This is a genomic window from Pectobacterium punjabense, assembly GCF_012427845.1.
In the GTDB taxonomy this organism is placed as follows: domain Bacteria; phylum Pseudomonadota; class Gammaproteobacteria; order Enterobacterales; family Enterobacteriaceae; genus Pectobacterium; species Pectobacterium punjabense.
The window spans coordinates 4,347,484-4,373,320 of the sequence record NZ_CP038498.1; the positions used below are offsets into that span (position 1 = coordinate 4,347,484).

Annotated in this window: 19 protein-coding genes; 8 read left to right on the top strand and 11 right to left on the bottom strand. The window is 52.8% G+C overall.

Annotation, left to right across the window (positions count from 1 at the left end; all coding sequences use genetic code 11):
- Positions 1-98: 98 nt before the first annotated feature.
- From E2566_RS19765 to bioH, 4 genes are all read right to left on the bottom strand, one after another.
- Positions 99-1,082, bottom strand: a complete 984-nt coding sequence (locus E2566_RS19765) for a GlxA family transcriptional regulator (RefSeq protein WP_107168926.1) — start codon at positions 1,080-1,082, stop codon at positions 99-101.
- 106 nt (positions 1,083-1,188) lie between these two features.
- Complete coding sequence (locus E2566_RS19770) at positions 1,189-1,803, bottom strand: LysE family translocator (protein WP_107168927.1); 615 nt, start codon at positions 1,801-1,803, stop codon at positions 1,189-1,191.
- Positions 1,804-1,948: 145 nt separating this feature from the next.
- The gene (gene acrD, locus E2566_RS19775; RefSeq protein ID WP_107168928.1) at positions 1,949-5,065 is read right to left on the bottom strand and encodes a multidrug efflux RND transporter permease AcrD; all 3,117 of its coding nucleotides are present in this window, start codon (positions 5,063-5,065) and stop codon (positions 1,949-1,951) included.
- 376 nt (positions 5,066-5,441) lie between these two features.
- Complete coding sequence (bioH, locus tag E2566_RS19780) at positions 5,442-6,209, bottom strand: pimeloyl-ACP methyl ester esterase BioH (protein WP_107168929.1); 768 nt, start codon at positions 6,207-6,209, stop codon at positions 5,442-5,444.
- Between the two features lie 83 nt (positions 6,210-6,292).
- On the opposite strand from bioH, the gene gntX reads away from it, so the two are divergent.
- Together gntX and nfuA are read left to right on the top strand one after the other, a co-directional pair.
- Entirely contained in the window at positions 6,293-6,994 is a 702-nt protein-coding gene (gene gntX, locus E2566_RS19785) for a DNA utilization protein GntX (protein ID WP_107168930.1), read from the top strand.
- Between the two features lie 60 nt (positions 6,995-7,054).
- Positions 7,055-7,630: a Fe-S biogenesis protein NfuA gene (gene nfuA, locus E2566_RS19790; protein ID WP_039304954.1), complete on the top strand. Its 576-nt coding sequence runs from the start codon at positions 7,055-7,057 to the stop codon at positions 7,628-7,630.
- Positions 7,631-7,700: 70 nt separating this feature from the next.
- On the opposite strand, the gene malQ is transcribed toward nfuA, so the two are convergent.
- The 4 genes from malQ to glpG are packed head-to-tail and all read right to left on the bottom strand — an operon-like array spanning position 7,701 to position 13,979.
- Entirely contained in the window at positions 7,701-9,785 is a 2,085-nt protein-coding gene (gene malQ / locus E2566_RS19795) for a 4-alpha-glucanotransferase (RefSeq protein WP_107168931.1), read from the bottom strand.
- 12 nt (positions 9,786-9,797) lie between these two features.
- A complete protein-coding gene (malP, locus tag E2566_RS19800; RefSeq protein WP_107168932.1) occupies positions 9,798-12,320 on the bottom strand; it encodes a maltodextrin phosphorylase in 2,523 nt (840 codons plus the stop codon).
- Positions 12,321-12,362: 42 nt separating this feature from the next.
- Positions 12,363-13,121, bottom strand: a complete 759-nt coding sequence (locus tag E2566_RS19805; RefSeq protein ID WP_005969330.1) for a DeoR/GlpR family transcriptional regulator — start codon at positions 13,119-13,121, stop codon at positions 12,363-12,365.
- A 24-nt stretch (positions 13,122-13,145) separates the two neighbouring features.
- Positions 13,146-13,979 (bottom strand): rhomboid family intramembrane serine protease GlpG, encoded by an 834-nt coding sequence (gene glpG / locus E2566_RS19810; protein ID WP_107168933.1) that lies wholly within the window; start codon positions 13,977-13,979, stop codon positions 13,146-13,148.
- Between the two features lie 203 nt (positions 13,980-14,182).
- On the opposite strand from glpG, the gene rbsK reads away from it, so the two are divergent.
- From rbsK to E2566_RS19830, 4 genes are all read left to right on the top strand, one after another.
- Positions 14,183-15,394 (top strand): ribokinase, encoded by a 1,212-nt coding sequence (gene rbsK, locus E2566_RS19815; protein WP_107168934.1) that lies wholly within the window; start codon positions 14,183-14,185, stop codon positions 15,392-15,394.
- Between the two features lie 44 nt (positions 15,395-15,438).
- Complete coding sequence (locus E2566_RS19820) at positions 15,439-16,362, top strand: dihydrodipicolinate synthase family protein (protein ID WP_107168935.1); 924 nt, start codon at positions 15,439-15,441, stop codon at positions 16,360-16,362.
- Positions 16,363-16,447: 85 nt separating this feature from the next.
- Positions 16,448-16,930: a NanQ anomerase/TabA/YiaL family protein gene (locus E2566_RS19825; protein WP_107168936.1), complete on the top strand. Its 483-nt coding sequence runs from the start codon at positions 16,448-16,450 to the stop codon at positions 16,928-16,930.
- Between the two features lies 1 nt (position 16,931).
- Positions 16,932-18,230 carry an MFS transporter gene (locus tag E2566_RS19830; RefSeq protein WP_107168937.1) on the top strand — a complete coding sequence of 433 codons (1,299 nt, stop codon included), beginning with the start codon at positions 16,932-16,934 and terminating at the stop codon, positions 18,228-18,230.
- 42 nt (positions 18,231-18,272) lie between these two features.
- Here E2566_RS19830 and glpE read toward each other — a convergent pair whose 3' ends face one another.
- A complete protein-coding gene (gene glpE, locus E2566_RS19835) occupies positions 18,273-18,596 on the bottom strand; it encodes a thiosulfate sulfurtransferase GlpE (protein ID WP_107168938.1) in 324 nt (107 codons plus the stop codon).
- A gap of 269 nt (positions 18,597-18,865) precedes the next feature.
- Here glpE and E2566_RS19840 point away from each other — a divergent pair, with 269 nt between their 5' ends.
- Both E2566_RS19840 and glpD read left to right on the top strand, forming a co-directional pair.
- Positions 18,866-19,294, top strand: coding sequence for a bleomycin resistance protein (locus E2566_RS19840; protein ID WP_234257425.1), 429 nt, complete (start codon positions 18,866-18,868; stop codon positions 19,292-19,294).
- 203 nt (positions 19,295-19,497) lie between these two features.
- Positions 19,498-21,000 (top strand): glycerol-3-phosphate dehydrogenase, encoded by a 1,503-nt coding sequence (gene glpD / locus E2566_RS19845; protein ID WP_107168939.1) that lies wholly within the window; start codon positions 19,498-19,500, stop codon positions 20,998-21,000.
- A gap of 847 nt (positions 21,001-21,847) precedes the next feature.
- Here the strand turns inward: glpD and glgP are convergent.
- Positions 21,848-24,295, bottom strand: a complete 2,448-nt coding sequence (gene glgP / locus E2566_RS19855; protein ID WP_107168942.1) for a glycogen phosphorylase — start codon at positions 24,293-24,295, stop codon at positions 21,848-21,850.
- Between the two features lie 75 nt (positions 24,296-24,370).
- Positions 24,371-25,810, bottom strand: a complete 1,440-nt coding sequence (gene glgA, locus E2566_RS19860) for a glycogen synthase GlgA (RefSeq protein ID WP_107168943.1) — start codon at positions 25,808-25,810, stop codon at positions 24,371-24,373.
- Positions 25,811-25,837: the final 27 nt, after the last annotated feature.

A 25,837-nucleotide genomic window follows, 5' to 3' on the forward strand; every position in this document is an offset into this window, starting at 1 on the left:
GCAGGACATAACGTAGTTACCTTTTTTTACAGTTTGATGAATTTCACCATAAATTATTGCATCTACATCTATTTTCAATAACAAATTCAATCTGGCTGTTACGTTTCAAATGCATTCTCCTGACGCCATTTTCCGGGTGTCAGCCCCAGATGCAGCCTGAAAATACGGTTCAGATGGCTGGGATCGGAAAAACCGGTATCTGTCGCAATTTGGGACAAGGTACGAGAAGTACGTAACATCAACCAGCACGCCTGAGCGATCTTCATGTCCATGTATGCCTGCTGGATGGTGCGGCCAATACTCTTTTGCAACGACCTATCCAACTGTCTACGCGACAGGCCGCTGCGCTGGGCAATCTCCTCAGAACTAAGCCTGCTTGCCAGACTCTGGCGCATGATAATCAGCGCCCGCCGTACCGACATCGGCATGGCTTCAAGCTCAGAGCTGTTCCATGTCAGGTTAGACGGTGGCACAAATCCGCCGACCAACATATCTGACAACCCCTTGATAGCCCTTTCCCTGCCCAGTTTTTTTTCCAGAAGAAAGGCCGCCAGCTCGATAGTGGCACTGCCTCCGGGGCAGGAATAGAGGTTCCCTTCTTCCATGACGTTCTTGTCTGTAACAGGAGTAATCGATGGAAACCGCGCTTTAAATTCATCAAAATGACGCCAGTGGACAAGAATACGTTTGCCGGAAAAACCCGTCTCCGCGAGGAGAAAGGCGGCGTTATCGACACTCACGAGGGGGATTTTGCTGCGTCGAAGGTGCCGCAGCAGCGGGAGGTAAGAAGCGGTATCCGATAATATTTTTGCTGGCGTATTCCCACCAAAGATGACGAAATAATCGCAGTTTCCAGCATGGATTTGCCGCGTTGAAACCGCCTGATCCGGTATGAGTACAGCACCACAGCTGGCTGTCACAGGGTGGCTATCCAGCGCTGTCAGCGTCCAGGAACAGGTCAACTGACGGCTATAGTCCTCTTCATCGCTGGAGAACCGCAGCTTGTCAAGAAACCCGCCGACCGACAAAAGAGAAAACCCCGGCATCAGCAGCAGAACAAATTTTACCTGGGGATTGACCATTTTACACCTGCTCAAAAAACGGATCGCGACAGCGCAATCCAGACAGAGATAACCCTATTTTACGCCTCAACAGGGAAAGCGTCTTTCTCAGAACCAGACCCGCCGTTTACTGCATAAACAGCACCAGCCCGCCAACCGTCATAAAGATGGCACCGCAGACCATGCTGAAGGCTTTTCCATGTACCGCGAGATAAGATCGGAACCGTCCCGCTGTCAGATTGATAGCCAGTTCAACCAGAAATTCCACAGCAGCAAAGGTGGCGACCATCACGACAAATTGCAGCAAGGTGTCCTTTGTCGGATCGATAAATTGAGAGAGAAACGCTCCGAAAAATAAGAAGACTTTCGGATTCGCTCCCGCCGACGCGGCCCCCTGAGTAAAAAGAGATAACCGACTTATCGATGCCGCCAATGGCGCAGACTCACCGATATTCAGCGTCCTTAACCGCCATTGCCTGAAGCCCAGCCAGATAAGATACATGCCGCCAGCAAATTTTATGTAAGTCAGGAAAGAAGGATACATGTTAAGCAACACATCAATGCCAAACAGGGACACCGTCATCAGCAGTGCGAAGGCCAGTATTCCGCCCAAAATGGTATATAGGGTGATAGCAGGCCCGAACCGGATACTGTGCGTGATGACCAGTAACGCATTCGGTCCAGGGGTCAACGTAAGGCCGCAACAGGCAAGCGCAAAGTAAAACCATACATGCATATCCATAACATCTCCTCTTTTACAGAGGTATTAGAGCGAACTGTTCAGCGTGAAGAAATGAACAGTTCGGACTAAATAGTGTTATTTATGGACACCCAGTCAGCCGCCATTCGGCTAAGTTCATCAAGCCTTCGGCAATGCTACCTGCTCTCTATTCCGAGATCTTATCTCTCAACGGGAAGCGACGGCGCACGACAACAAAGAACAAGGGCACGAAGAAGATGGCGAGGAAGGTGGCCGCCAGCATACCGCCGATCACGCCCGTTCCCACCGCATGCTGGCTGGCCGAGCCCGCACCGCTGCTGGTCGCCATCGGTAATACGCCGAAGATAAACGCCAGCGATGTCATCAAGATGGGTCGCAGACGCTGGCGGGAGGCTTCCAGCGTGGCCTCAACCAGATCCTTCCCTTTCTGGTTCATCTCGTTGGCGAATTCCACAATCAGGATGGCGTTCTTCGCCGATAGCCCGACCACCGTCAGTAACCCAACCTGAAAATAGACATCGTTTTCCAGACCGCGCGCCCAGGTCGCTACCAGCGCTCCAAGTACGCCCATCGGCACCACCAGCATGACGGAAAACGGCACTGTCCAGCTTTCATACAGCGCCGCCAGGCACAAGAACACCACCAGCAGCGAAACGGCATACAGCGCCGGTGCCTGCGCCCCGCTCAATCGTTCCTGTAAGGACATCCCCGTCCACTCCAATCCAAAACCTTCCGGTAGCTTCGCCACCAGTGATTCCATGATCGTCATCGCCGTACCGGTACTGACACCCGGCGTCGCCTCACCGACAATTTCCAGCGACGAGTAGCCGTTGTAACGCTCAAGACGCGGCGAACCGGTTTCCCAGATGGTTTGTGCAAACGCGCTGAACGGCACCATCCCACCGCTGTTGTTGCGAACATACCATTTGCTGATGTCATCCGGCAGCATACGGAACGTCGCCGCCGCCTGAACGTAGACTTTCTTCACCCGACCACGGTCAAGGAAGTCATTCACATAGGTCGACCCCCAGCCCGTTTTCAGCGTGCTGTTAATGTCATCCACCGACACCCCCAGCGCCTGTGCTTTGCGCTGATCGATATGAATCCGCAGTTGCGAGCTGTCATCCAGCCCGTTGTGCCGCACGCGCGTCAGTTCGCGATTGCCGTCAGCCATGTTCAGCAGTTGATCCCGCGCCGCCATCAGCGCATCGTGCCCTAATCCACCGCGATCCTGTAACCGCATGGCGAAGCCCGCAGCGCTACCCAATCCGTTAATCGACGGCGGGCTGCTGGCGAATACTCGCGCTTCCTTGATAGTGCGAAATGCTTTGGTCGCGCGTTCGATCACGGCAAACGAGCTACTCTCTGGCGCGGTGCGTTCATCCCAGTCTTTAAGACGCACAAACAGCCGCGCCACGTTCTGCCCGTTACCGCCAGGCCCCGAGCCAATGGTGGAAAACACGGATGTCACCGTGTCCTTTTCCTGCGTGAGATAATACTGCTCGATCTTGTTGACCACCTGTAAGGTCTGCTGTTGCGTCGAACCCGGGGGAAGCTGCACTTGTGTCGTGAACACGCCCCGATCTTCCTGCGGCAGAAACGAGGTTGGCAGCCGGAAAAACAGGAAGGCCATAATCCCGATAATGCCCATATAGAGCAGCAGCCAGCGCCCGCTACTGACCAATATTTTGCCGACGCCGCGCTCATACTTCAGCGACGTGCGGGTAAAGCTGCGGTTGAACCAGCCGAAAAATCCTTTACGACCGTGGTGTTGGCCTTTGGCAAGCGGCTTGAGCAGCGTCGCACACAGCGCAGGCGTCAGAATCATCGCCACCAGCACCGACAGAATCATTGACGTCACAATCGTGACGGAGAACTGACGATAAATCGCCCCCGTGGTGCCGCCAAAGAAAGCCATCGGCACAAATACGGCGGACAGCACCAGCGCAATCCCGACCAGCGCCCCTTGCACCTGCCCCATCGATTTTCGCGTCGCGTCGCGTGGTGAGAGCCCCTCTTCGCTCATCACCCGCTCCACGTTTTCCACCACCACGATGGCATCGTCCACCAGCAGGCCAATCGCCAGCACCATCGCGAACATCGTCAGCGTATTCAGGCTAAAGCCGAAGGCATACAGCACGGCAAACGTACCGAGCAACACCACAGGCACGGCAATCGTGGGAATCAGCGTGGCGCGGAAATTCTGTAAGAACAGGTACATCACCAAAAACACCAGCAGCACCGCTTCAAACAGGGTTTTCACCACATCGGTGATAGAGGCTTTAACAAAGGGGGATGTCTCGAAGGCGATTTTGGCTTCCAGCCCGTGTGGGAAGTATTGCGATAGCTCCTCGATACGTTCTCTGACGCGTTTATCGGTTTCCAGCTCATTCGCGCCCGACGCCAGTTTTACGCCCAGCCCGGAGGCGGCCTGACCGTTAAAACGGCTGAGAAAATCGTAACGTTCAGAACCCAACTCCACTTCCGCGACATTAGCCAGCGTCACGGCAGAACCGTCTTGATTGACCCGCAGCGTAATATCGCGAAACTGCTGCGGTGTCTGTAACAGGGATTGCGCGTTGATCGTCGCGTTCAGCGCCTGATTATCTACCGACGGTACACCGCCGACTTGCCCTACCGAAACCTGACTGTTCTGCGATTCGATAGCCCGCACCACGTCGCTGGTCGTCAGCGCATAATCCATCAGTTTGGCCGGATCTAGCCAGATGCGCATCGCATACTGTGACCCATAGGAATCAACCTCGCCCACCCCGCTGATGCGGCTGATCGGCTCCTGAATATTCGTCGCGACATAATCGGCGATATCCTGTTTGTCCATGCTGCCATCGGTAGAGACAAACGCGACCATCAGGATATTGGTATCACCCGTTTTACTTACGGTAACCCCCTGCTGCTGTACATCCTGAGGCAGCTTGCGGGTAGCGGACTGCAACTGATTTTGCACCTGCTGACGAGCTTCATCAGGGTCAGTGCCTGCTTCAAAGGTCAGCATAATTCGGGACTGCCCGGTATTGCTGCTGTCCGAGGACATGTACATCAGGTTATCCAGCCCGGTCATGCTTTGCTCGATAACCTGCGTGACGGTATTTTCCAACGTCTGTGCTGATGCACCGGGGTAGTTAGCCGTGATCCTTACGCTGGGCGGAGCCAGATCGGGATACTGTTCTAGCGGTAATGACTTAATCGCCAACATACCGCACAGGCTGAGAAGGATAGCCAGCACCCACGCAAAAATAGGACGGTCGACAAAAAAATTCGCCATCGCTTCTACACTCCTCAGCCATATTTTGATGTGGCTGCTTCATGAGCAGCCTACTTATAATCGAACAGAATCGGGTTCATTCAACCCAGAGAAAACCCTGCATACAAGGTCATGCTGATCGCTTCAGCATGGATTTACTCGCCCAGTTCCTGTGCTCGCCCTGACGGACTGCCACAAGTGGCATTTAAAATGCGTTTGCATTTTATAAGGGGAAACACGGGGATGAGGTTCCCGTAGGGATGCCTCACACCGTGGTCGCCCCGGTATCTCGAGCTTGAAACGACCGACATTATGCATACAGCGTGCCGAATAACCTTAACTGCCAGCATCGGTTAAATCGTGGAGAAATTGAGGAGAAAATGTAAATTATCGTCGGCTACGCCTGAGCGAACGCGATTATCTGCTCGGAGAAGGCATCCGGATGCGAAATAAACGGCGCATGTGCGGCCTTTGGCATCACCACCGACGTCGAGTTCGGCCACGGGTCATCCAGCAATACAGCGACCTTGCGCGGCACCAGCCCATCTAACGCACCGTAGAGCCGTAGGAATGGCACGGTCAAGTCGGCTAACGGCTGGCGTAAATCGGCTTCACGCAGAATCGCCAGCCCACCGTTTAACACCTCGACTGACGGCATCGGCTGTTCCAACACCACGCTTTTTAACAGCCTTGCATCCTGCCGTGCGCTCTCCGTTCCTAGCGTTTGCAGCGCCAGAAATCGCTCAACCGTACGCTGAAAATCTTCACTGAGCTGCTGCTGAAACCCCTGCAATACTTCCGGTTTGATGCCCGGCCAGCCCTCTTGTGCACTGAAACAGGGCGACGACGCCACGGTAATCAGCTTTTCCACCTGTGTAGGGGCGCTTAGCGCAATTTGGCTGGCAACCAGCCCACCAAGCGACCACCCCAGCCAGACGGCGCGATCTGGAGCCTGCGCCAACACGCAGTCCGCCATGTCATTCAGGGACATCGGCCCGAATCCCTGGCTTCTGCCATAACCCGGTAGATCGACAAGATGCAGGCGAAAATGCGGGGCGAGTCGCGCAACCATGCTCTGCCATACCTGCGCATTCAATCCCCACCCGTGCAGCAACACAAGATCCGTATTTCCTGCACCTTCAGTCTGCCAATACAACGCTGCCATCCGTTATCTTCCTTTCTCAGGAACCCCCTTCACGTTTGCATGGGGTCAATATATTTCAGGGAAAACGATCGTTAAGGAAAACAATGTTAACCATCTCCGCACGCTGCTGGCTATGCTTATTGCCGCTTCATAACGGCCAGCAGGGAATTTGCTCGTACTGCCAGCGCCATTTGCCGCGTTTACCTGCCTGCTGCCCACGTTGTGGTTTACCCTCCGGCGACACAACGCGTCAGTGCGGGCGCTGCCTGCAAAATCCACCGCCCTGGCAATCGATGACCTTTATCAGCGACTACGCGCCGCCGTTTAACACGCTACTTAAGCATTTCAAGTTTACGGGTAAAACCGAGCTGGCAGCAGTACTTGCGCGACAGCTGTTATTACGCTGGCAGATGGCATACCGCGAGCGAAAGTTCACCGGGCAGGTTCCGCTGTTCCGCCCCGACCGCCTGTTCACCGTTCCCCTGCATCGGAACCGCCAGTGGCGTCGTGGCTTTAACCAGACCGAGTTGCTCGCTCACCCTCTCGCCCGCTGGCTGAACTGCGCTTACGATCCACGCGAGTTGCTGCGCACCCGACGCACGCCGTTGCAGCAAACGCTCAACGCCAGCGCACGGCGCAGAAACCTGAGGGGCGCATTTTCCTGTGATGTCTCGCTGTCCGGGCAACAGGTGGTTTTATTGGATGATGTGGTCACGACGGGCAGTACCGCCGCTGAAATTAGCAGGCTATTGTTAGCTCAGGGCGCAGCAGGCGTTCAGGTCTGGTGTTTGTGCCGAACCTTGTAGTCAGGGGGAGGATGGGCGTATTATAACCGATAAGTGCAGTCAACTATCGAGCTTACTATTATGATCCGTATTACCGATGCTGCTCAGGAGCATTTCCTGAAACTGTTGGCAAAACAGGAAGAAGGCACACAGATTCGCGTATTTGTTATTAATCCAGGTACGCCAAACGCCGAGTGCGGTGTTTCTTACTGCCCGCCGGATGCCGTAGAAGCCAGCGATACCGTACTGAAGTTTGAAAAGATCTCCGCTTATGTGGACGAACTGAGCGCTCCTTATCTGGAAGACGCTGAAATCGACTTCGTGACCGATCAATTAGGTTCTCAGCTCACGCTGAAAGCGCCAAACGCCAAAATGCGTAAAGTGGACGACAGCGCCCCGCTGATGGAACGCGTTGAATATGTGCTGCAATCGCAGATCAACCCACAGTTGGCCGGCCACGGCGGCCGCGTGACGCTGATGGAAATTACCGATGACGGCCTGGCGATCCTGCAATTTGGCGGCGGCTGTAACGGCTGTTCTATGGTTGACGTCACGCTGAAAGAAGGGATTGAGAAAGAGCTGCTACAAACCTTCCCTGAGCTGAAAGGCGTGAGAGACCTCACCGAACACCAGCGCGGCGAGCACTCCTACTATTAATCCTCTCCCCTGTTGATTTGTCTTTGCTTTTCCTCCCCGACTCAGGGGAGGAAAAGTGTTCGTTTTGTTGTTAGGCTTTTTGCGTTTTCATCGGCGCACCGCGGCGCAAATCCACATCCCGAACCAGTCGTTCAAGGCAGCGGTCAGCGAAGATCGATTCCAGCGGACGCGTCAGCTTGCGTCGCCAGTTAGGGTATTCGCGGTTGGTGCCCGGTACATTCACCGGCGTGGCCATATCCAGCCAGTCTTCTAGTTGAAACCCGACCAGTGCGCTGGCGCTATCGGCAACATAGCGATGAACACCACGGCTCAGCGGCGCGCCCATTGTCGTCAGCGCCGAGTTGCGGCCAACGCGCTGCGGCAACAGCCCGTAATGGTGTAATGCGTTAAGTAGCCCCTGTTTCGCTTTTTCGCGCTGCTGCATCTGCTCTTGTAACAACGCCTCCACAGGGTACAGCCCTAACTCGCGCCCAAGCGATAAATCCACGGTTTGCCAGTAACCGCGTAGCGTCGGAAGGTCGTGAGTGGTAATGGTTGCCATCGCCTGGCGCGGGTAATCCTCTGGAGGACGAAAGTGGTTCTCTCCGTCCTTTTCAAAAAACAGTACCTTGTAAGAATAGATACCGTAGTCGTGCAGTTTGCTGACAATTTCCGGCGGAACCGTGCCTAAATCCTCACCGATAATCAAGCAGCGATGACGCTGACTTTCCAGTGCCAGTACCGCCAGCAGATCGTCGACCGGGTAATGTACGTAGGCTCCGTTGCCAGCCGACTCCGCCTTCGGTATCCACCACAGGCGCAAGAGCGCCATCACATGATCGATACGCAACGCGCCGCAGTGCGCCATGTTGCTACGTAGTACATCGATAAACGGTTGATAGCCCCGAAGCTGCATCATGGTGGGGTTCATCGGCGCAAGCTGCCAATTTTGTCCCTGTGGCCCAAGCGGATCGGGCGGTGCGCCGATTGAGGCATCAAGGCAATAGAGCTGTCGTTCATCCCAGGTTTCTGCACCACCCTGTGCGACGCCGACGGCCAAATCGCGATACAGCCCTAACGGCAGGCCAAGCTGTTTGCTGTGCGCGTAGCAGTCTGCTAACTGCTCATGCGCTACCCATTGCAGCCAGCTATAGAACGTAATCTCATCGCTGTTTTCACGGCGGAATGCTTTTACCGTTTCACTGTGTACATCATGATAGCTGGCAGGCCATTGATGCCAGTCCGCATAATTCTCGCCCTGTTTTTTCAGGTGAGCCTGCAACGCATCAAACGTCGCCTGAAGTTGCAGACTTTGGCCACCGCTGACAACAAACTGACGAAACGCACTAATGCGCGGGTCCAGCGCACTACGAGTCGTAAAATAACGGTACGCCAGCCGCAGGGCCGTCAGCTTAAGCTGCGTCACCGGTTCATAATCAACCCAGCGCCCCGCCCGCAGTGCTGCGATGGCGCTTTGTGTCTCCTCTCGGTGCCACCACGCCTGCGCTTCCCCGCTCTGCTGAAAATCATCAATCCGATTTACATCGATGTAAATAATGTTCAGCCAGTGGCGGGACGACGGGCTGTAAGGGCTCGCCGCCTCTGCCAACGCCGGGTATAGCGAATGCAGTGGGTTCAGCCCCACAAAGGCTCCGCCACGTCGGGCAATCTGTTCTACCAGTTGGCGCAGATCGCCAAAATCCCCTATGCCCCAGTTGTTGTGCGAACGCAAGGTGTAAAGCTGCACGGTCACACCCCACCAGCGTTTTCCCTGTTGTAAAGCTTCGGGTTCATAGCAGCGATGCGGTGCAACAATAATCCGACAACTCCAGCGCTGGTCAGCCTGCGTCAGCGTCAGGTAGTGGTAACCCAGCGGCAGCACGCCCGGCAGAGCTAACGTTGAACCACCGGTTATCTGCCCTTGAATTTGACCGCCGTTTTCATACATCAGCGTCCAGAAGAATTCACCGTGACCAGCAAGCTCGATGACCGCATCTCGGCCTTGCAAAAAGACACGGACAGGCGGCAGGGGCGCATTGCCGCTATCAGAAACGTCCATCATCGCCTGAATCTGGTTTCTGACTGCGGCAGCAACAATGTGCTCTTTGCCATAGGCATCGGTATAGCTTTCCGCGATGCCGGTCTGCTGGCTTGCCAGTTTATCCACCTTGAACATCCTCTCCTTTTCCTAATGATGCGCTTGCCAAATACGCGTCTGGTAATCATGAATCGCCCTGTCCGAACTGAACATCCCCATTCTGGCGGTATTCAGCACACAGCGACGCGTCCATTCATCCGGCTCACGATAAAGCGCATCAACACGCTGCTGCACCTCACAATACGGTGCAAAATCGGCCATTAACATATAGGGATCGCCCAGCTTCAGCAGGCTATCCAACAGTGGGGCAAACGCGTTTTTATCCCCCCGGCTGAATGCACCACTCGCTAGCTCATTCAGTATTTCGCGTAGCAGAGGCGTCACAGCAAGATAGTCTGACGGTTCGTAGCCCTGAGCCTGTAACGCTTTGACCTGCTCTACGGTATGGCCGAAAATGAACAGATTGTCCTCACCGACCTGCTGCGCCATTTCTACATTTGCCCCATCCAACGTGCCAACGGTCAACGCGCCATTCAGCGCGAGTTTCATATTGCCCGTGCCAGAAGCTTCCTTACCTGCCGTCGAAATCTGCTCAGAGACATCAGCAGCAGGAATCATCCGTTCAGCCAGAGAGACACGATAGTCCGCCGGGAAGATCACCTTTAGGCGATCGTTAACGCGGCGATCCTGATTAATGACCGCAGCGACCCGATTAATGGCATAAATGATATTTTTTGCTAAGACATAACCCGGTGCCGCTTTGGCACCGAACAGAAAGACGTGCGGCACTATATCCAGATGCGGATTGTCACGCAATTGACGATATAGCGCGAGAATATGAAGTAGGTTCAAATGCTGACGTTTGTATTCATGCAATCGCTTAATTTGCACATCAAACAGCGCCAGAGGATCGATCACAATGTCATACTGTTGGCGGAGATAGCTCGCCAGTTGCGTTTTATTATCGGCCTTGATTTGTCGATAACGCTCACGAAAACCGGCATCGTCAGCATAGGGCTCCAGCCCTTGCAGCGCGGGTAAATCATTTACCCATGGCGTATGTAGCGTGTCATCAATCAACGCAGACAGCGCCGGATTACACTGCTTTAGCCAACGACGTGGCGTAATGCCGTTGGTGACATTGTGGAATTTGGTCGGCCATAGCAGGTGGTATTCGGGGAACAGGTCTTTCACCACCAGTTCCGAGTGCAGCGCCGCCACGCCATTGACCGCAAAGCAGCTCACCACGCACAGGTTTGCCATGCGAATCTGACGCTGGTGGCGAATGGCAAGCTTCGCCCATATCTGCCGATCGCCGGGCCATTGTTGCTCGACCTGCACCTTAAACTGCGCATCAATTTGCCGGACAATCGACAAGTGGCGAGGCAGCAAGCGGCCAAACAGCCGTTCATCCCAGCGCTCAAGCGCTTCCGGCATCAGCGTATGATTGGTGTAGGCAAAGGTGCGTCCGGTTATCGACCAGGCGTCGTCCCAGGCTAGCTGATGTTCATCCAGCAGCAGGCGCATTAACTCAGGGATCGCCAGCGTCGGATGGGTATCATTAAGCTGGATGACTTCATAATCTGGCAGCGCAGACAGAGCACGCCCCGCGCTAAGATGGCGACGCAGGATGTCAGCCACCGAGCAGGCACAGTGGAAATATTGCTGCATCAAACGCAAACGCTTGCCTGCGGCATGATTATCATTGGGGTACAGCACGCTGGTCAGACTGGCCGCGGAAATACCCGCCTGCGCCGCGCGCAAATAGTGGCCTTCATTGAATAAGGTTAAATCAAACGGATCGCGATGCGTCGCACGCCACAAACGTAACGGCTGCGCGGCACCATTTTGATAGCCAATCACCGGCAGGTCACAGGCTTCGCCTCTGAAAACCATATCCGGTAGCCAGCGCAGGCTACCATCCGTCAGGGGTTGCAGACGTCCGCCGAACCCAACCTCTACCGCCAGCTCAGCACGCGGTAAAAGCCATGGATAGGTGTCACGCTGCCAGTCATCAGCCGTTTCCCGTTGCTGCTCTTGCGCGAAATGCTGACGAAACAGGCCGTACTGGTAATTGAGGCCGTAACCCGTTGCAGGCTGCCCCACCGTCGCCATCGAGTCCAGAAAGCAGGATGCCAGCCGGCCTAATCCGCCGTTGCCTAAACCCGGATCGGTTTCCTGCTCCAGCACATCACTCAGATTTAGCCCCTGCTCTGCCAGTACGTCGGCGACAGCATCATACCATCCCAGATTCAGCAGGTTGTTGCCCGTCAAACGACCGGGCAGAAACTCCATCGACAGGTAATTCACATGGCGCTGAGGCGAATGGTCAGGGGAAGAGGTTGGCGACGCGGGATGCATCAGCAGTTGTTCCGCTAGCGCGAGACTGACGGTACGCCAGCACTGCACCGGCGTCATCGCTTTCAGGGAAGCGACGCCACCGAGCCGCTGTTGACGAAGCAGCGCAGCGGCAAACTGTGCTGCATCAAAGGCGATAGCAGAGTGATTGGAAGAAGCAGGCTGAGTCAAAAAATCTGACTTTTTTACCGCTCCTGAACGCGTTAAAGAACCTGACTTTTCTGAAGAACCCGGCTTTTTTGCAGAATCTGACATCGTGCCTCCTCCTTTGTCCATCATGGAAAAGGCACATCGGGTTCAACACAACTCCAACTGTACCTTATGCTGTTCAATAATTTTCAGTACGCTGGGTGGTGGTGACTGATCGGTAAAAAGATAGTCGATCAAATCCATGTTGCCCAAGTTCACCATCGCATTACGGCCAAACTTGGAATGATCCGTCACCAGCATCACGCAGCGAGAATTTTCAATAATCGCCCGTTTTGTGCGCACTTCATGATAATCAAACTCCAGTAATGACCCATCCATGTCAATACCGCTGATGCCCAAAATGCCAAAATCCAGACGGAACTGAGAGATAAAATCGAGCGTCGCCTCCCCCATAATACCGCCATCACGGGTGCGTACTTCGCCACCGGCCAAAATCAGGCGAAAATCCTCTTTTGCGGTCAGTAGCGTTGCTACATTCAGGTTATTGGTGACCACGCGCAGATCCTTATGCTGCATCAGCGCATAGGCCACCGCTTCGGGCGTGGTGCCGATATCAATAAACAAGGTCGCCCCGTCTGGAATCTGGCTCGCCACCCGACGGGCAATACGTGCCTTTTCATCCGACCACATCATTTTACGATCGTGATAAGCCGTGTTAACCGAACTGGATGGCAATGCCGCACCGCCGTGGTGGCGATGGATTTTATTTTGCTCGGCCAGATCGTTCAAATCGCGACGAATAGTTTGCGGGCTCACCGCAAAATGATCCACCAGCTCTTCAGTACTGACATACCCCTGCCGACGCACCAGTTCAATAATGGCGTCATGCCGTTGTGTCTGCTTCACATTTATCCCCTAAGACGCCCCGATTTACCGGGGGTTTGTTTTATTATACGTGTCCCAAAAGGCCATCAATAGCCCGACAATCAGCCCTGCCACATGCGCGGCATTCGCTATCGACATACCTAAAATATCGAAATATCCGGCGACCAACCACAGTAAAGCGAAGGCCATCAGGCTGCGCGGCATGGCCAAATAACCGTCAGGTTCTCTTTCCCCTCGTAGCCAGACGTAGCCCATCAGCGCATAAACGACGCCAGACAGGCCACCAAAAGAGGTGCCGCTAAACCAGGACTGCGCCCAGCCGCTGACCAATGCGGAAACCAGCGTGATGACCAGCAATTTTCCGGTACCCAACACTTTCTCAACTGGCCCACCCAGATACCACCACCACATCAGATTGAACAAAATATGCAGCAGGGAAAAGTGCAACAAAGCATGACTGAACCAGCGCCATAGCTGTGCCTGTTGCCCTTCAGCCGGAAAGGCTAGCCAGGCCATCACGCTCTCATAGCCCGAAATCTGCATCAGGATAAACACCGCAATCGTCACCACCATCACGGATAGCGTCAGCGGCCCAGCCTTTTGTTTCAAGGTTTGCAGGAAAGAATAGCGTTGGTATTGAATACCGGTGTCCATCGATCCCGTTTGCCAGCTGGCTGCCAAATAGCGTGGGTTTGTCGGATCGCGCAGAAAAATCTCCAGCGCCTCCTGAACGTTTCTCAGCTGTGTTTCATCGTCTAGCCACAGCTCAGCTTCATGCCCCTGAGGCCGCATCTCCAGATGGATCTGCTGCGTACGCATGTAATCGACAAATGCCTGAGCCAGACGCGGGTTGGAGAGAGCAATAACGCGGATTGGCATGGGTGTGTATCCGTAGCGAATAGATTTACCTAAAAATATCATATTGCTTCGCGGGCAGGGGCGGAAAAAGTAAAAACGGCCTTCTTAACCGATAACATTCTACCAACTTCCGTTTACTTCCGTTTCACCGATCATCCTATGACAGTAGTCACTTTTTAGCCGCAGACTCTCCTTTAGGCTCATAACCAACAACTGAGGTAAGCATGTTTCTAGAAGAAAGACGTAATCAGATTCTGGCCTATCTGGCCAAACATGAACGCGCCAGCGTCGATTATCTGGCAACGGCCTTTGCCGTTAGCAAAGAGACTATCCGCAGTGATTTGAATCAACTGGCACGGTTGAACCTGATTCAACGCTGCTACGGTGGAGCCATGATCGTACGACGTCTCTTACAGTCCGAATTAATCGCCCCGTCTGGCGAGAATTTCGAAGTGCTGCTGAAGCGGTTAGAAAAACAGAACAGACATCAAACCAGCAAACAGAAAGGAAATTCGATGAACGGCAAGGTGTGTATTTTAGGATCGTTCAATGTTGATATCGTCGCCAAGGTGATGCGTTTTCCCAAGGGCGGCGAATCCATCATGGCGCAGGGCAGCGCGATCGGCCCTGGGGGCAAAGGCGCTAACCAGGCAATGGCTGCCAGTCGGGCAGGTGCACAGGTTTATTTCATCGCTAAAGTGGGTACCGACCAATTTAGCCAGTTTGCCTACGATCATTTTACGGCATCAGACATTCACTCGTTCAAGTTGTACCAGTCAGATAGTGAACCTACGGGTAACGCGATCATTTACGTCTCGCAGCAAAACGGCGAAAACATGATCGCCATCCACCCCGGTGCTAACCAAACCATTACCGATGACGAAGTGGCCGCCATTGCGTCAGAGCTCACCACCTCAGACGTGCTGCTGGTACAGTTAGAGAATAACTTTTCTGCAACGCTGAACGCGATCAAGCTGGCCCATACGCTGGGCAAGAAAGTGATTCTTAACCCCGCCCCCTACTCCAGTGAAATTCTGCCCTATCTGGATTATCTCGATGTCATCACGCCTAACGAGACGGAAGCCTCGCTTTTATCCGGCATTGATATTCACGATGTTGACGATGCCAAAGAAGCGGCGCTGAAAATCGCTGCCATGGGAGCCAAACGCGTGATTATCACCATGGGTTCCCGCGGTGCGCTGTTATTGGACGGCAAGCAGTTCCAGCATATTCCTGCCTTTCCGGCACTGGGTGTCGATACGACCGGCGCAGGGGATGCATTCAACGGCGCGTTTGCCGCCGCGCTCGCTAACGGGCAGAACCTGGTGCAGGCCGCCACGTACGCCTCCGCCTTTGCCTCCCTCGCCGTTGAGCGGGAAGGGGCCTCTAACATGCCTGAGCATCAACAAGTTATTGCACGTTTATCGCAACGCTAACGCGGAAAATCGCCCGCAACCGCTGTTTTTTGGAGAATAAAGAAATGAAAACAATTGATGGTATCGTCCCTGTCATGCTGACCCCGTTCACCGAACAGAACGACGTCGATTATCCCGGTCTGGCGAAGCTCATTGACTGGTACATAGACAAAAACGTCGATGCGCTGTTCGCCGTGTGTCAGTCTAGCGAAATGCAGTTTCTCTCGTTAGAAGAACGCGTGGCCGTGGCACGCTTTGTGGTGGAACACGTGCAAGGCCGTATACCCGTGATTGCCTCCGGCCATATCAGCGACGATCTCAACGCACAGGTTGAAGAACTTTCTGCGATGGCGGAAACCGGCATCGACGCACTGGTACTGGTCACTAATCACCTCGATCCACAGAAAGCGGGCAGCGATACCTTCTTTGCCAATCTGAATCATCTGTTGGACGCCCTGCCGAAGACACTGCCACTCGGCCTCTATGAATGCCCAGCCCCTTATCGTCGGCTATTGAGTGATGAAGAGCTGACCTATTGCGCCAATACAGGCCGTTTTGTGGTGCTAAAAGACGTCAGCTGTGACCTGGCTACCGTCACCCGCCGTGTGGAGTTGGTGCAGGGAACGCCGCTCAATATCATTAACGCCAATGCCGCTATCGCATTCCCCGCGATGAAAGCGGGTTCACGCGGCTTTAGCGGCGTGTTCACCAATTTCCATCCTGAACTTTATGTATGGTTATATCACCATTATCAAGAGAACCCTGCGCTGGCAGACGAACTGGCCGACTTCCTGTCACTGGCCGCCGTGACTGAAACCTTGGGCTACCCGAAAAATGCCAAGGTTTACCATCAGCGCCTCGGCACCTTTACCAGCATTCAGTGCCGCGTCAATAAAGATGACGTACTGGAGAAACATTGGGGATTAACCGTCATCCTCGATCAAATTCGGCACGGAACGGAACACTACCAGAAAAAAATCACACGATAAAAATAAGCGTCTATGGGTAACGGGAATAAATAAACCTTCTTGTTACCCTCTATAAAAAACCGCATTCACAGGGGAATATTTTATTATGATTATTTGCGATCAGCGCGATTGGGCGCAGGAAAAGCATGCCCTGCACCCTATTATCCAAAAAGGGATTGATTATATTAATCAAACTGATTTCGCCAGATTAACACCAGGGAAATACGATATTATTCCAGGCAAGATGTTTTGCCTGCTGCAAGAAACCGCTACGGTGCCTGCTGCACAAATGCGGGCAGAGTCGCACTTTAATTTTGTTGATATTCAATACCTCATTTCTGGAGAAGAGAGTATTGGTGTGGCGCGTGGCGCCAAAGAGCATACGGTTATCGAAAATAAAGCGGAACAAAACGATATCGTATTTTATACCGACACGCGAAACGAATCCTTTATTCATCTGCTGCCCGGAATGTTTGCCGTATTTTTTCCCGAAGATTTACATCGCCCTTGTTGTCAAACGCACGGTGAATCTTTTATCCGCAAAGCGGTAATCAAGATTCACCTCAGCCTGTTTACGGAAAATAAATAAAATGAAACAGACAACTGCCTCATCTACACCTGCTGCTGTAACGCAACCTTCGCAGAAAATATCTCGTCTGCGTTGGAATATTATCTTCATATTACTGATTGCTGCCGTGGTGAATTATCTTGACCGCGCTAATCTCAGTATCGCCAACACCACCATTTCAAAAGAGTTTGGCTTCAGTTCCACACAGATGGGACTCCTGCTCTCCGCATTCTTATGGCCGTATGCCATCGCGAACCTGCCTGCTGGCTGGCTGGTCGATAAGTTCGGTCCGAAAAAAATGTTCTCCTGGGCTCTCGGTCTCTGGTCTGGGTTCACCATTCTGGCAGGCTTCGTCAATGGCTACGCCATGTTCTATGGCCTGCGTATGTTACTCGGGGTGTCTGAATCACCGTTCTTCACCTCCGGAATTAAAATCACCCACCGTTGGTTCCCAAGTAATGAACGCGGCCTACCCACCGCCATCATCAATACAGGTTCGCAAATCGCCAACGCCATTGCGCCACCGATTTTGACCATTCTGCTGTTAACCATGGGTTGGCGTGGCATGTTTATCGCCATTGGGCTGGCGGGTATTCCGCTCCTGCTGGTCTGGATGAAGCTCTACCGTAACCCAACGCCACAGGAAGAAGTTGAAATCCATGGTCCTGTTGCCGCCCCGGAAACGCAAAAGCCAGACGCGCCAAAAGCAAGCTGGGGCTCTCTGTTTAAACACAAGACGACCTGGTTCATGATTCTGGGCAATTTCTCCATCATGTTTACCATTTGGGTCTATCTAACCTGGCTACCCAGCTATCTGGAGCGTTCTCTTGGATTCAGCTTGATGAAAACAGGTTGGGTCGCCTCTATTCCGTTCATGGCTGGTATTTTGGGCGTGCTGTGCGGAGGGATAATTTCAGACCGTCTGATTCGTCGCGGCACCAATACCATTACCGCACGCAAAATTCCTATTGTATGCGGGGCAGCTCTCGCGGCGTGTTGCGTCGCTCCTGTGCCGTTCGTCAGTGACACAACATTATGTATCGCGCTGCTTTCTCTGGGATATTTCTTTTCTCAGATGCCTTCTGGCGTGATCTGGACGCTGGCGACCGATATCGCCCCGAAAGCACAGGTTGCCTCCCTGGGTGCCATCCAGAACTTCGGTGGTTTTCTCGGCGCGGCCAGTGCTCCCATCGTCACGGGTATCATTCTTGATATGACAGGCGCTTTCACCAACGTGTTTATCTTCGGTGCCAGTTTACTTATGCTAGGTGCTATCAGCTACGGCGTATTTGTCAAAAAGCCGTTGCCGGCTGAGCAATAATGGTTCGCCTGCTGCGCCGTCAAACGCAGCAGGTTTCCACTTTCACACTGGTGGTAACACATCCTGCGGGTAACGGTGTTGCCAGGCTTCAAAACCACCATCAATGCTGTACACCGAATCAAATCCCAGGCTAATCAGGTACTGCGCGGCATTGCGGCTGCTAATGCCGTGGTAGCAAATCACCATAACTGGCGCATCGAAGTCAGCACCGCGCACAAAATCAGACAGGCTCTCATTCGTCAGGTGCATCGCGCCGGGAACATGAGCAGTGGCAAAGCTCTGTGGATCGCGAATATCAACGACAACGCCCCCTTCCTGCCAGCGGGAATGGGCTTGCTCAATACTAATAGCTTCAAATTGTTCCATCGAAAGTGACAACCTTGTTAATAATAGACAGGATGTTAGTAACAACTGGCGTCATTGTAACCTGCCTTTGGCAGCATAAAACCTATATGATTATAAGGTTATTAAGAAAAACAGCGCTTCGCATAATACGGATCACTTAAGCCCATGATTAGGGGAAACGCAGGGGATGGTTCCCGCAGGGACGCCTCACCCCTGTGGTCGCCCCATATCTCTCGATGCTTAAACGATCGGCATTAGGGCTTCGCATGGCGATAAAAAACGGTAATCCTATGACACAAACCTACTGGAACCGCATGGTACCTGAACTTACCGTGACGGACTTTTCCACCTCTCTGCATTTCTACGTGAACATACTCGGTTTCGCCATAACGATCCGCCGTGAGAATCCAGAATTTGCCTATCTCAGTCTCGGCGAAGCACAGCTAATGCTGGAAGCGTTTCACGATGGAGGATGGAACACGGAGGCGCTAATCAGGCCTTTGGGACGGGGTATCAATCTTCAAATTGAGGTGGATGACGTCATGCCGCTACTGGACAACCTGGCACATCATCGCATCCCGCTTTACCGACCGCTGAGAGATAACTATTACACAATAGACGCCAGCGAGAACGCGACAAAAGCCTGCCAGCGAGAGTTTTTGGTGCAGGACCCCGATGGTTATCTCTTACGCTTCAGCCAATATATCGAGCAACCGTAACGCCTACAGGGGCAATATCGTCAAGAAAAGCCCCAAAAACCCGCTAATACCCCTTATTTTAATGTGACAATTATCACCATATTGTTAGCTCCATCACGCATAAATGTTTTTATTTGGTTAACCATTGGCTGATTTGTTTGTTTTCGATTATTATAATGCTCGAAAACGAACATTTTGATTTATTCGAGGGTGGAGGAAGAAACGTGGAAACCAAAGATCTCATCGTTATCGGCGGCGGAATTAACGGTGCAGGCATCGCCGCAGATGCGGCTGGGCGGGGTTTATCAGTCCTGTTGTTGGAAGCACAGGATCTCGCCTGTGCCACGTCCTCCGCCAGCTCCAAGCTGATTCACGGTGGCCTGCGTTACCTTGAGCACTATGAGTTTCGTTTGGTCAGCGAAGCGCTGTCTGAGCGTGAAACGCTACTGAAAATGGCCCCGCACATTATTTTCCCGATGCGCTTTCGTTTGCCCCATCAGCCGCACCTGCGTCCAGCCTGGATGATTCGTATCGGCCTGTTTATGTATGACAATATTGGCAAACGCGTTAGCCTGCCTGCCAGTAAGGGACTGAAATTCGGCGCAGAGTCGGTGCTTAAACCTGAACTGAAGCAAGGCTTTGAATATTCGGACTGCTGGGTGGACGATGCGCGTCTGGTGGTGTTAAACGCGCAGGAAGTGACAAAACGCGGCGGAGAAGTCCGTACCCGCACCAAAGTGACCCGCGCTCGCCGTGAACAAGGCGTGTGGATTGTCGATGCCGTCGATTCACTGACCGGCGAAACCTTCACCTGGCGCGCCAAAGGCCTGGTGAACGCAACCGGCCCGTGGGTGAAAGAATTCTTCGATAATGGTCTGCAACTGAAATCGCCTTACGGCATCCGTTTGATCAAAGGCAGCCACATCGTGGTGCCAAAAGTCCACAACCAGCCGCAGGCCTATATCCTGCAAAACAAAGATCACCGTATTGTGTTCGTGATCCCGTGGCAGGACGATTATTCGATCATCGGCACCACTGACGTGGAATACAAAGGCAATCCGCACGATGTGAAGATCGATGACAACGAAGTCGGCTATCTGCTGGATGTGTATAACGACCATTTCAAACAGCAGCTCACGCGTGACGATATCGTTTGGACTTATTCCGGCGTGCGTCCGCTGTGCGATGACGAGTCCGATTCTCCACAGGCGATTACGCGTGATTACACGCTGTCAGTGGATGATGATAACGGTCAGGCTCCTCTGCTTTCCGTGTTTGGCGGCAAGCTGACGACGTACCGTAAGCTGGCAGAGCACGCGCTGGACAAATTGCACAAATACTATCCGCAGGCAGGCAAAGCCTGGACGAAAGGGGCAGTACTGCCGGGTGGCGATATCTCGGGTACGCGTGATGACTACGCCGCCGCGCTGCGTCGCCGTTTCAATCTGCCTGAATCACTGACGCGCCGCTACAGCCGTACCTACGGTTCAAACAGCGAACTGATTCTGGCAAACGTGAAAGGCCTCAGCGATATGGGTGAAGATTTCGGTCATGACCTGTATGAAGTAGAGTTGCGCTATCTGGTCGAGAAAGAATGGGCCGTCACGCTGGACGACGTCATCTGGCGTCGTACCAAACTGGGCATGCGCTTTGATGACGCGCAGAAACAGCGCATCAGCGACTGGTTAGCCAGCTACCGCCAACAGCAAGTGGCAAAAGCGGGTTAATCTGCGGTCACAGCAAACGCCTTTTACTGCAATACAAAAGCGCCGTAGGTTGTTGCCTACGGCGCTTTTTTCATATCATCAACACGTCATCACAGCCGTATCGGTTTACTATTCCAGATAGCTTCCGCATATTCGCCGATGGTGCGGTCAGACGAGAAATAGCCCATGTTGGCAGCAGTGCAACGGGGAATACCGAACACGCCAATGCAGATTAAAGTTGTCTGAATATATCAGGATGATACAGTATAAATATTGGCTTTAATGTTATGGATAATACGATTAAGGATGATGATGAGCAGGAATACATGTTTAAAAACAGAGAATAATAGAGTGATAATAAATAAATCATCTATTATTAAAATTTTTTTATTACCCACCTTTTTTTGGTGTTTCTTATCATTTTTATATGTTTTTTTTTGCGGCGATCGATATAGTGAGACGAATTTTTTTAATAGCTGGGATTTTTTAGCTTGGATTATGTTCTCCGGTTACATCATCTTTATTGGGGTTGTATCTATTTGTTTACATTTCATAATGAAAAAATATTTCATCGGCGCGATGGCGATTATCATTTTTTTATTTATCATGGCAACTATAGATTTTGATTACGAGCTTTCATCTTTACTGTTTATTATTATGTTCACCATCCCAATCTTTGGTTCGTTGACGTTGAAATATCTGCATAAAAAACACGACCAGCATATGGAATAGCGACCTCATTAGAAAACATTAAGATGAATCATTGAAAATTCGCATACATCCGATAAAAATGCTAACCATAATATACAGGCGTTCATTGAACGCCTGTTGTCTTTTTAAAAATTAACCCTCAATGAAGTTCCCGTAATCACAACCGTATCGGTTTGATATTCCAGATATCTTCCGCATATTCACCGATGGTGCGGTCAGACGAGAAATAACCCATGTTGGCAATATTCTGTATGGCGCTGCGCGCCCATTCGTCCTTTTTCTCGTACAGCTCATCCACCCGATCCTGCGTATCCACATAGCTGCGATAGTCTGCCAGTAGCTGGTAGTAATCGCCAAAATTCACCAGTGAATCAAACAAATCGCTATAACGGCGGCTATCATCAGGGCTAAAAGCCCCTGTGGTGATTTGCGTCAGCACGCGGCGTAGTTCTTCGTCCTGATCGTAATACTGCCGTGGGTTATAGCCGTTCTGCCGTAGTGCTTCAACCTGGTCGGCCGTGTTACCGAAGATAAACATATTCTCTTCGCCAATATGTTCCAGCATTTCGACATTCGCCCCATCCAGCGTACCGATCGTCAACGCACCGTTCAGGGCAAACTTCATGTTGCTGGTCCCGGACGCTTCCGTTCCCGCTAGCGAGATCTGTTCAGACAGATCCGCCGCCGGAATGATCAGCTGTGCCAGACTCACGCTGTAGTTCGGGATAAAGACGACCTTCAGCCGATCGTGCAGTGCCGGATCGTTGTTGATCACCTTTGCGACATCGTTGATCAAGTTAATAATGTGCTTCGCCATGTAATAAGCCGATGCCGCCTTGCCCGCAAAGATAGCAACGCGCGGAACACGTTCGACACCTGGATCGTCCTTAATGCGGTTATAGAGCGTGATGATGTGCAACACATTCAGCAGTTGCCGTTTGTATTCGTGAATGCGCTTAATCTGCACATCAAACAGTGATTCCGGGTTAACCACAATATTCAGGTTTTCCGCCATGTAGGTCGCTAAACGCACTTTGTTCTTTAGCTTCACCTTGCGGATTTTCTGCACAAACGCCGGATAATCGATGTGCTGTTTCAGTTCGCTCAGTTGGCTCAGATCGGTACGCCAGGTCTGCCCGATGGTGTCATCCAACAGCTTAGAGAGCGACGGGTTGGCCAGCGCCAGCCAGCGCCGCGGCGTTACCCCATTGGTTTTATTACAGAAGCGATTGGGGAAAAGTCGGGCAAAGTCAGCAAACAGGGACTGCACCATCAGATCCGAATGCAGCTCCGATACGCCGTTCACTTTATGGCTGGCGATCACCGCCAGCCACGCCATCCGTATTTTACGCCCATTGTTTTCATCAATGATGGAAACCCGTGCCAGCAGCTCGTTGTCATCGGGAACTTCTTTCTGCACGTACTCGAGAAAATGTTCGTTAATTTCGAAAATCAATTGCAGGTGGCGCGGCAGAATTTTACCCAACATATCAACCGGCCAGGTTTCCAGCGCCTCTTGCATCAGCGTGTGATTGGTGTAGGAAAAGACTTTCCTCACGACCGTCCACGCCTCTATCCACTTGAATTTATGCTCATCAATCAGCAAGCGCATCAGCTCAGGGATCGCCAGCACCGGATGCGTATCATTCAGGTGGATAGCGAATTTTTCCGCCAAATTGGCATAGGTCTTATGCATCATCCAATGGCGGTTGAGGATGTCCTGCACTGTCGCGGAAACCAGAAAGTATTCCTGGCGCAAACGCAGCTCACGACCAGAATAGGTGGAATCATCGGGATACAGCACACGCGACACGTTTTCCGAGTGGTTTTTATCTTCTACCGCCGCAAAATAGTCGCCCTGATTGAATTTACCTAAATTGATTTCATTACTGGCCTGCGCGCCCCACAGACGCAATGTGTTGGTGGCATCGGTATCGAAACCGGGAATGATTTGGTCGTAGGCGCACGCGATAACCTCTTCCGTTTCCAGCCAGCGCATTTTGCTGCCTTCCTGCTGGATACGTCCCCCAAACCGCACTTTGTAACGCGTGCTGTGGCGTGGAAATTCCCATGCATTGCCGTATTCCAGCCAGTAATCCGGCGATTCGGCCTGCTTGCCGTTAACGATATTCTGTTTGAACATGCCGTATTCGTAGCGAATGCCGTAGCCGCGCCCCGGCAGGGCCATCGTCGCCAGCGAATCGAGGAAACAGGCGGCCAGACGCCCCAGGCCACCGTTCCCTAAGCCGGGATCATTTTCTTCCTGTAGCAGATCGTCCAGTTCCAGCCCCATACCATCCAGCGCCGCTTTCAGATCATCATACAATCCCATCGCCAGCAGCGCGTTCGACAACGTCCGCCCCAGCAAAAACTCCATCGACAGGTAATACACCTGCCGTACATCCTGCGAAAGCTGTGCCCGATTCGAGCGCAGCCAGCGCTCCACCATCCGGTCGCGCACGGCCAGCAGCGTGGCGTTCAGCCAGTCATGTTTATTCGCAATCGAGGGATCTTTCCCCACACTAAACATGAGCTTGTAAGCAATAGAGTGTTTCAGCGCTTCCACACTGAGCGTTGGTGAAGTATAGATAAACGGCGAGTTCATAATATTCATTCCCAAGTGAGTGTTACCCTACCCTGTCGTTTTCAGATTGCACGCGGATGACGCACCGCAGGAAAACTAGTGGGTATGCAAGCGTTGATAGAGCGCACCATAAGCCTGAGCAGAAACCTGCCAACCAAAATCCATCGCCATCGCCTGACGCTGCACATAGCGCCATAGCGTAGGTCGGGACCACAACACGAACACACGACGAATCGCGCGGGATAGCGATCCCACACTGCAATCGTTAAAGACAAACCCGCTTGCCAGACCATCTGCCAGATTCTCTAGCGAACAGTCAGATACCGTATCCGCCAGCCCACCCGTTCGGCGCACCAGCGGCAACGTGCCATACTTCAAGCCATAGAGCTGCGTTAACCCACAGGGTTCAAATCGGCTGGGCACCATGATGACATCCGCACCGCCAATAATGCGGTGTGAGAAGGCTTCGTGATAGCCAATCTGCACGCCAACCTGACCGTGATATTCGGCTGCGGCGGCCAGAAAACCTTCCTGCAAATCGGCATCTCCGGCCCCCAACACCACCAGTTGCCCACCCTGTTCCAGCAAATCCGGTATCGCGCTTAACGCAATGTCGAGCCCTTTTTGGCTGGTCAGGCGGCTAACAATGGCGAACACCGGGATCTTGTCATCCACTTTCAGGCCCATCGCCGTTTGCAGATGCCGCTTGTTTTCCGCTTTGTTCGCCAGCGCATCGCGGCTGTAATGGCTTGTGAGCAACGGATCATCCGCCGGATTCCAAATCGTTTCGTCTACGCCATTGAGAATGCCAGACAAGCGCCCCTCTTCTTCACGCGCCTGTAGCAAGCCTTCCATGCCATAACCATAGGCTGGCAGCGTAATCTCGTGCGCGTAGGTCGGGCTCACGGTCGTAATGTGGTCGGCGTAGAACAAACCTGCCTTGAGGTAAGAAATCTGGCCGTAAAACTCCAGCCCGTAGACCTGAAAGAAGTCTCTCGGTAAGTGGAGATCCGCCATATGTCGGGCATCAAACAGCCCTTGATAAGCCAGATTGTGCACGGTAAAAACCGATTTCGCCGGGCGATTACGCGCCGCCAGATAGGCGCAGGTCAACCCCGCGTGCCAGTCATGAGCATGCACAATATCGGGCCGCCAATAGTGGTCCAGCCCGCACGCCATTTCACACCCCATCCACCCTAGCAGCGCAAACCGCAGGTAGTTGTCGGCATAGGCGTAAAGCGCCGGGTCGTGATAAGGGCTGCCCGCGCGTTCATACAGCTCAGGCACATCAATCAGATAAATGCCGACGCCGTTAAAATGGCCAAACAGTAAGGTGACATGTCCGGCAAACGTATCCAGCTCACGCACAACCTGTATATCAGCGATCCCTTTTTTCAAATCGGGGAAGGCAGGCAGGATGACGCGGGCATCCATCCCCGCCGCAATTTGCGCGCCGGGCAACGCACCTGCCACATCCGCAAGACCGCCGGTTTTCAATAGTGGAAACAGCTCTGAACAAACATGTAAGACCCGCATTATGACTCCCATTTTGTGCCGATGGCG

Bases quoted from the DNA above. Each gene is read 5' to 3' on its own strand.
- gntX (WP_107168930.1), top strand. From the start codon at position 6,293: ATGTTAACCATCTCCGCACGCTGCTGGCTATGCTTATTGCCGCTTCAT.
- E2566_RS19765 (WP_107168926.1), bottom strand. From the start codon at position 1,082: ATGGTCAATCCCCAGGTAAAATTTGTTCTGCTGCTGATGCCGGGGTTT.
- E2566_RS19825 (WP_107168936.1), top strand. From the start codon at position 16,448: ATGATTATTTGCGATCAGCGCGATTGGGCGCAGGAAAAGCATGCCCTG.
- rbsK (WP_107168934.1), top strand. From the start codon at position 14,183: ATGTTTCTAGAAGAAAGACGTAATCAGATTCTGGCCTATCTGGCCAAA.
- malP (WP_107168932.1), bottom strand. From the start codon at position 12,320: ATGTCAGATTCTGCAAAAAAGCCGGGTTCTTCAGAAAAGTCAGGTTCT.
- glgP (WP_107168942.1), bottom strand. From the start codon at position 24,295: ATGAACTCGCCGTTTATCTATACTTCACCAACGCTCAGTGTGGAAGCG.
- glgA (WP_107168943.1), bottom strand. From the start codon at position 25,810: ATGCGGGTCTTACATGTTTGTTCAGAGCTGTTTCCACTATTGAAAACC.
- glpG (WP_107168933.1), bottom strand. From the start codon at position 13,979: ATGCCAATCCGCGTTATTGCTCTCTCCAACCCGCGTCTGGCTCAGGCA.
- nfuA (WP_039304954.1), top strand. From the start codon at position 7,055: ATGATCCGTATTACCGATGCTGCTCAGGAGCATTTCCTGAAACTGTTG.
- E2566_RS19770 (WP_107168927.1), bottom strand. From the start codon at position 1,803: ATGGATATGCATGTATGGTTTTACTTTGCGCTTGCCTGTTGCGGCCTT.
- glpE (WP_107168938.1), bottom strand. From the start codon at position 18,596: ATGGAACAATTTGAAGCTATTAGTATTGAGCAAGCCCATTCCCGCTGG.
- E2566_RS19830 (WP_107168937.1), top strand. From the start codon at position 16,932: ATGAAACAGACAACTGCCTCATCTACACCTGCTGCTGTAACGCAACCT.
- E2566_RS19820 (WP_107168935.1), top strand. From the start codon at position 15,439: ATGAAAACAATTGATGGTATCGTCCCTGTCATGCTGACCCCGTTCACC.
- malQ (WP_107168931.1), bottom strand. From the start codon at position 9,785: ATGTTCAAGGTGGATAAACTGGCAAGCCAGCAGACCGGCATCGCGGAA.
- E2566_RS19840 (WP_234257425.1), top strand. From the start codon at position 18,866: ATGACACAAACCTACTGGAACCGCATGGTACCTGAACTTACCGTGACG.
- acrD (WP_107168928.1), bottom strand. From the start codon at position 5,065: ATGGCGAATTTTTTTGTCGACCGTCCTATTTTTGCGTGGGTGCTGGCT.
- bioH (WP_107168929.1), bottom strand. From the start codon at position 6,209: ATGGCAGCGTTGTATTGGCAGACTGAAGGTGCAGGAAATACGGATCTT.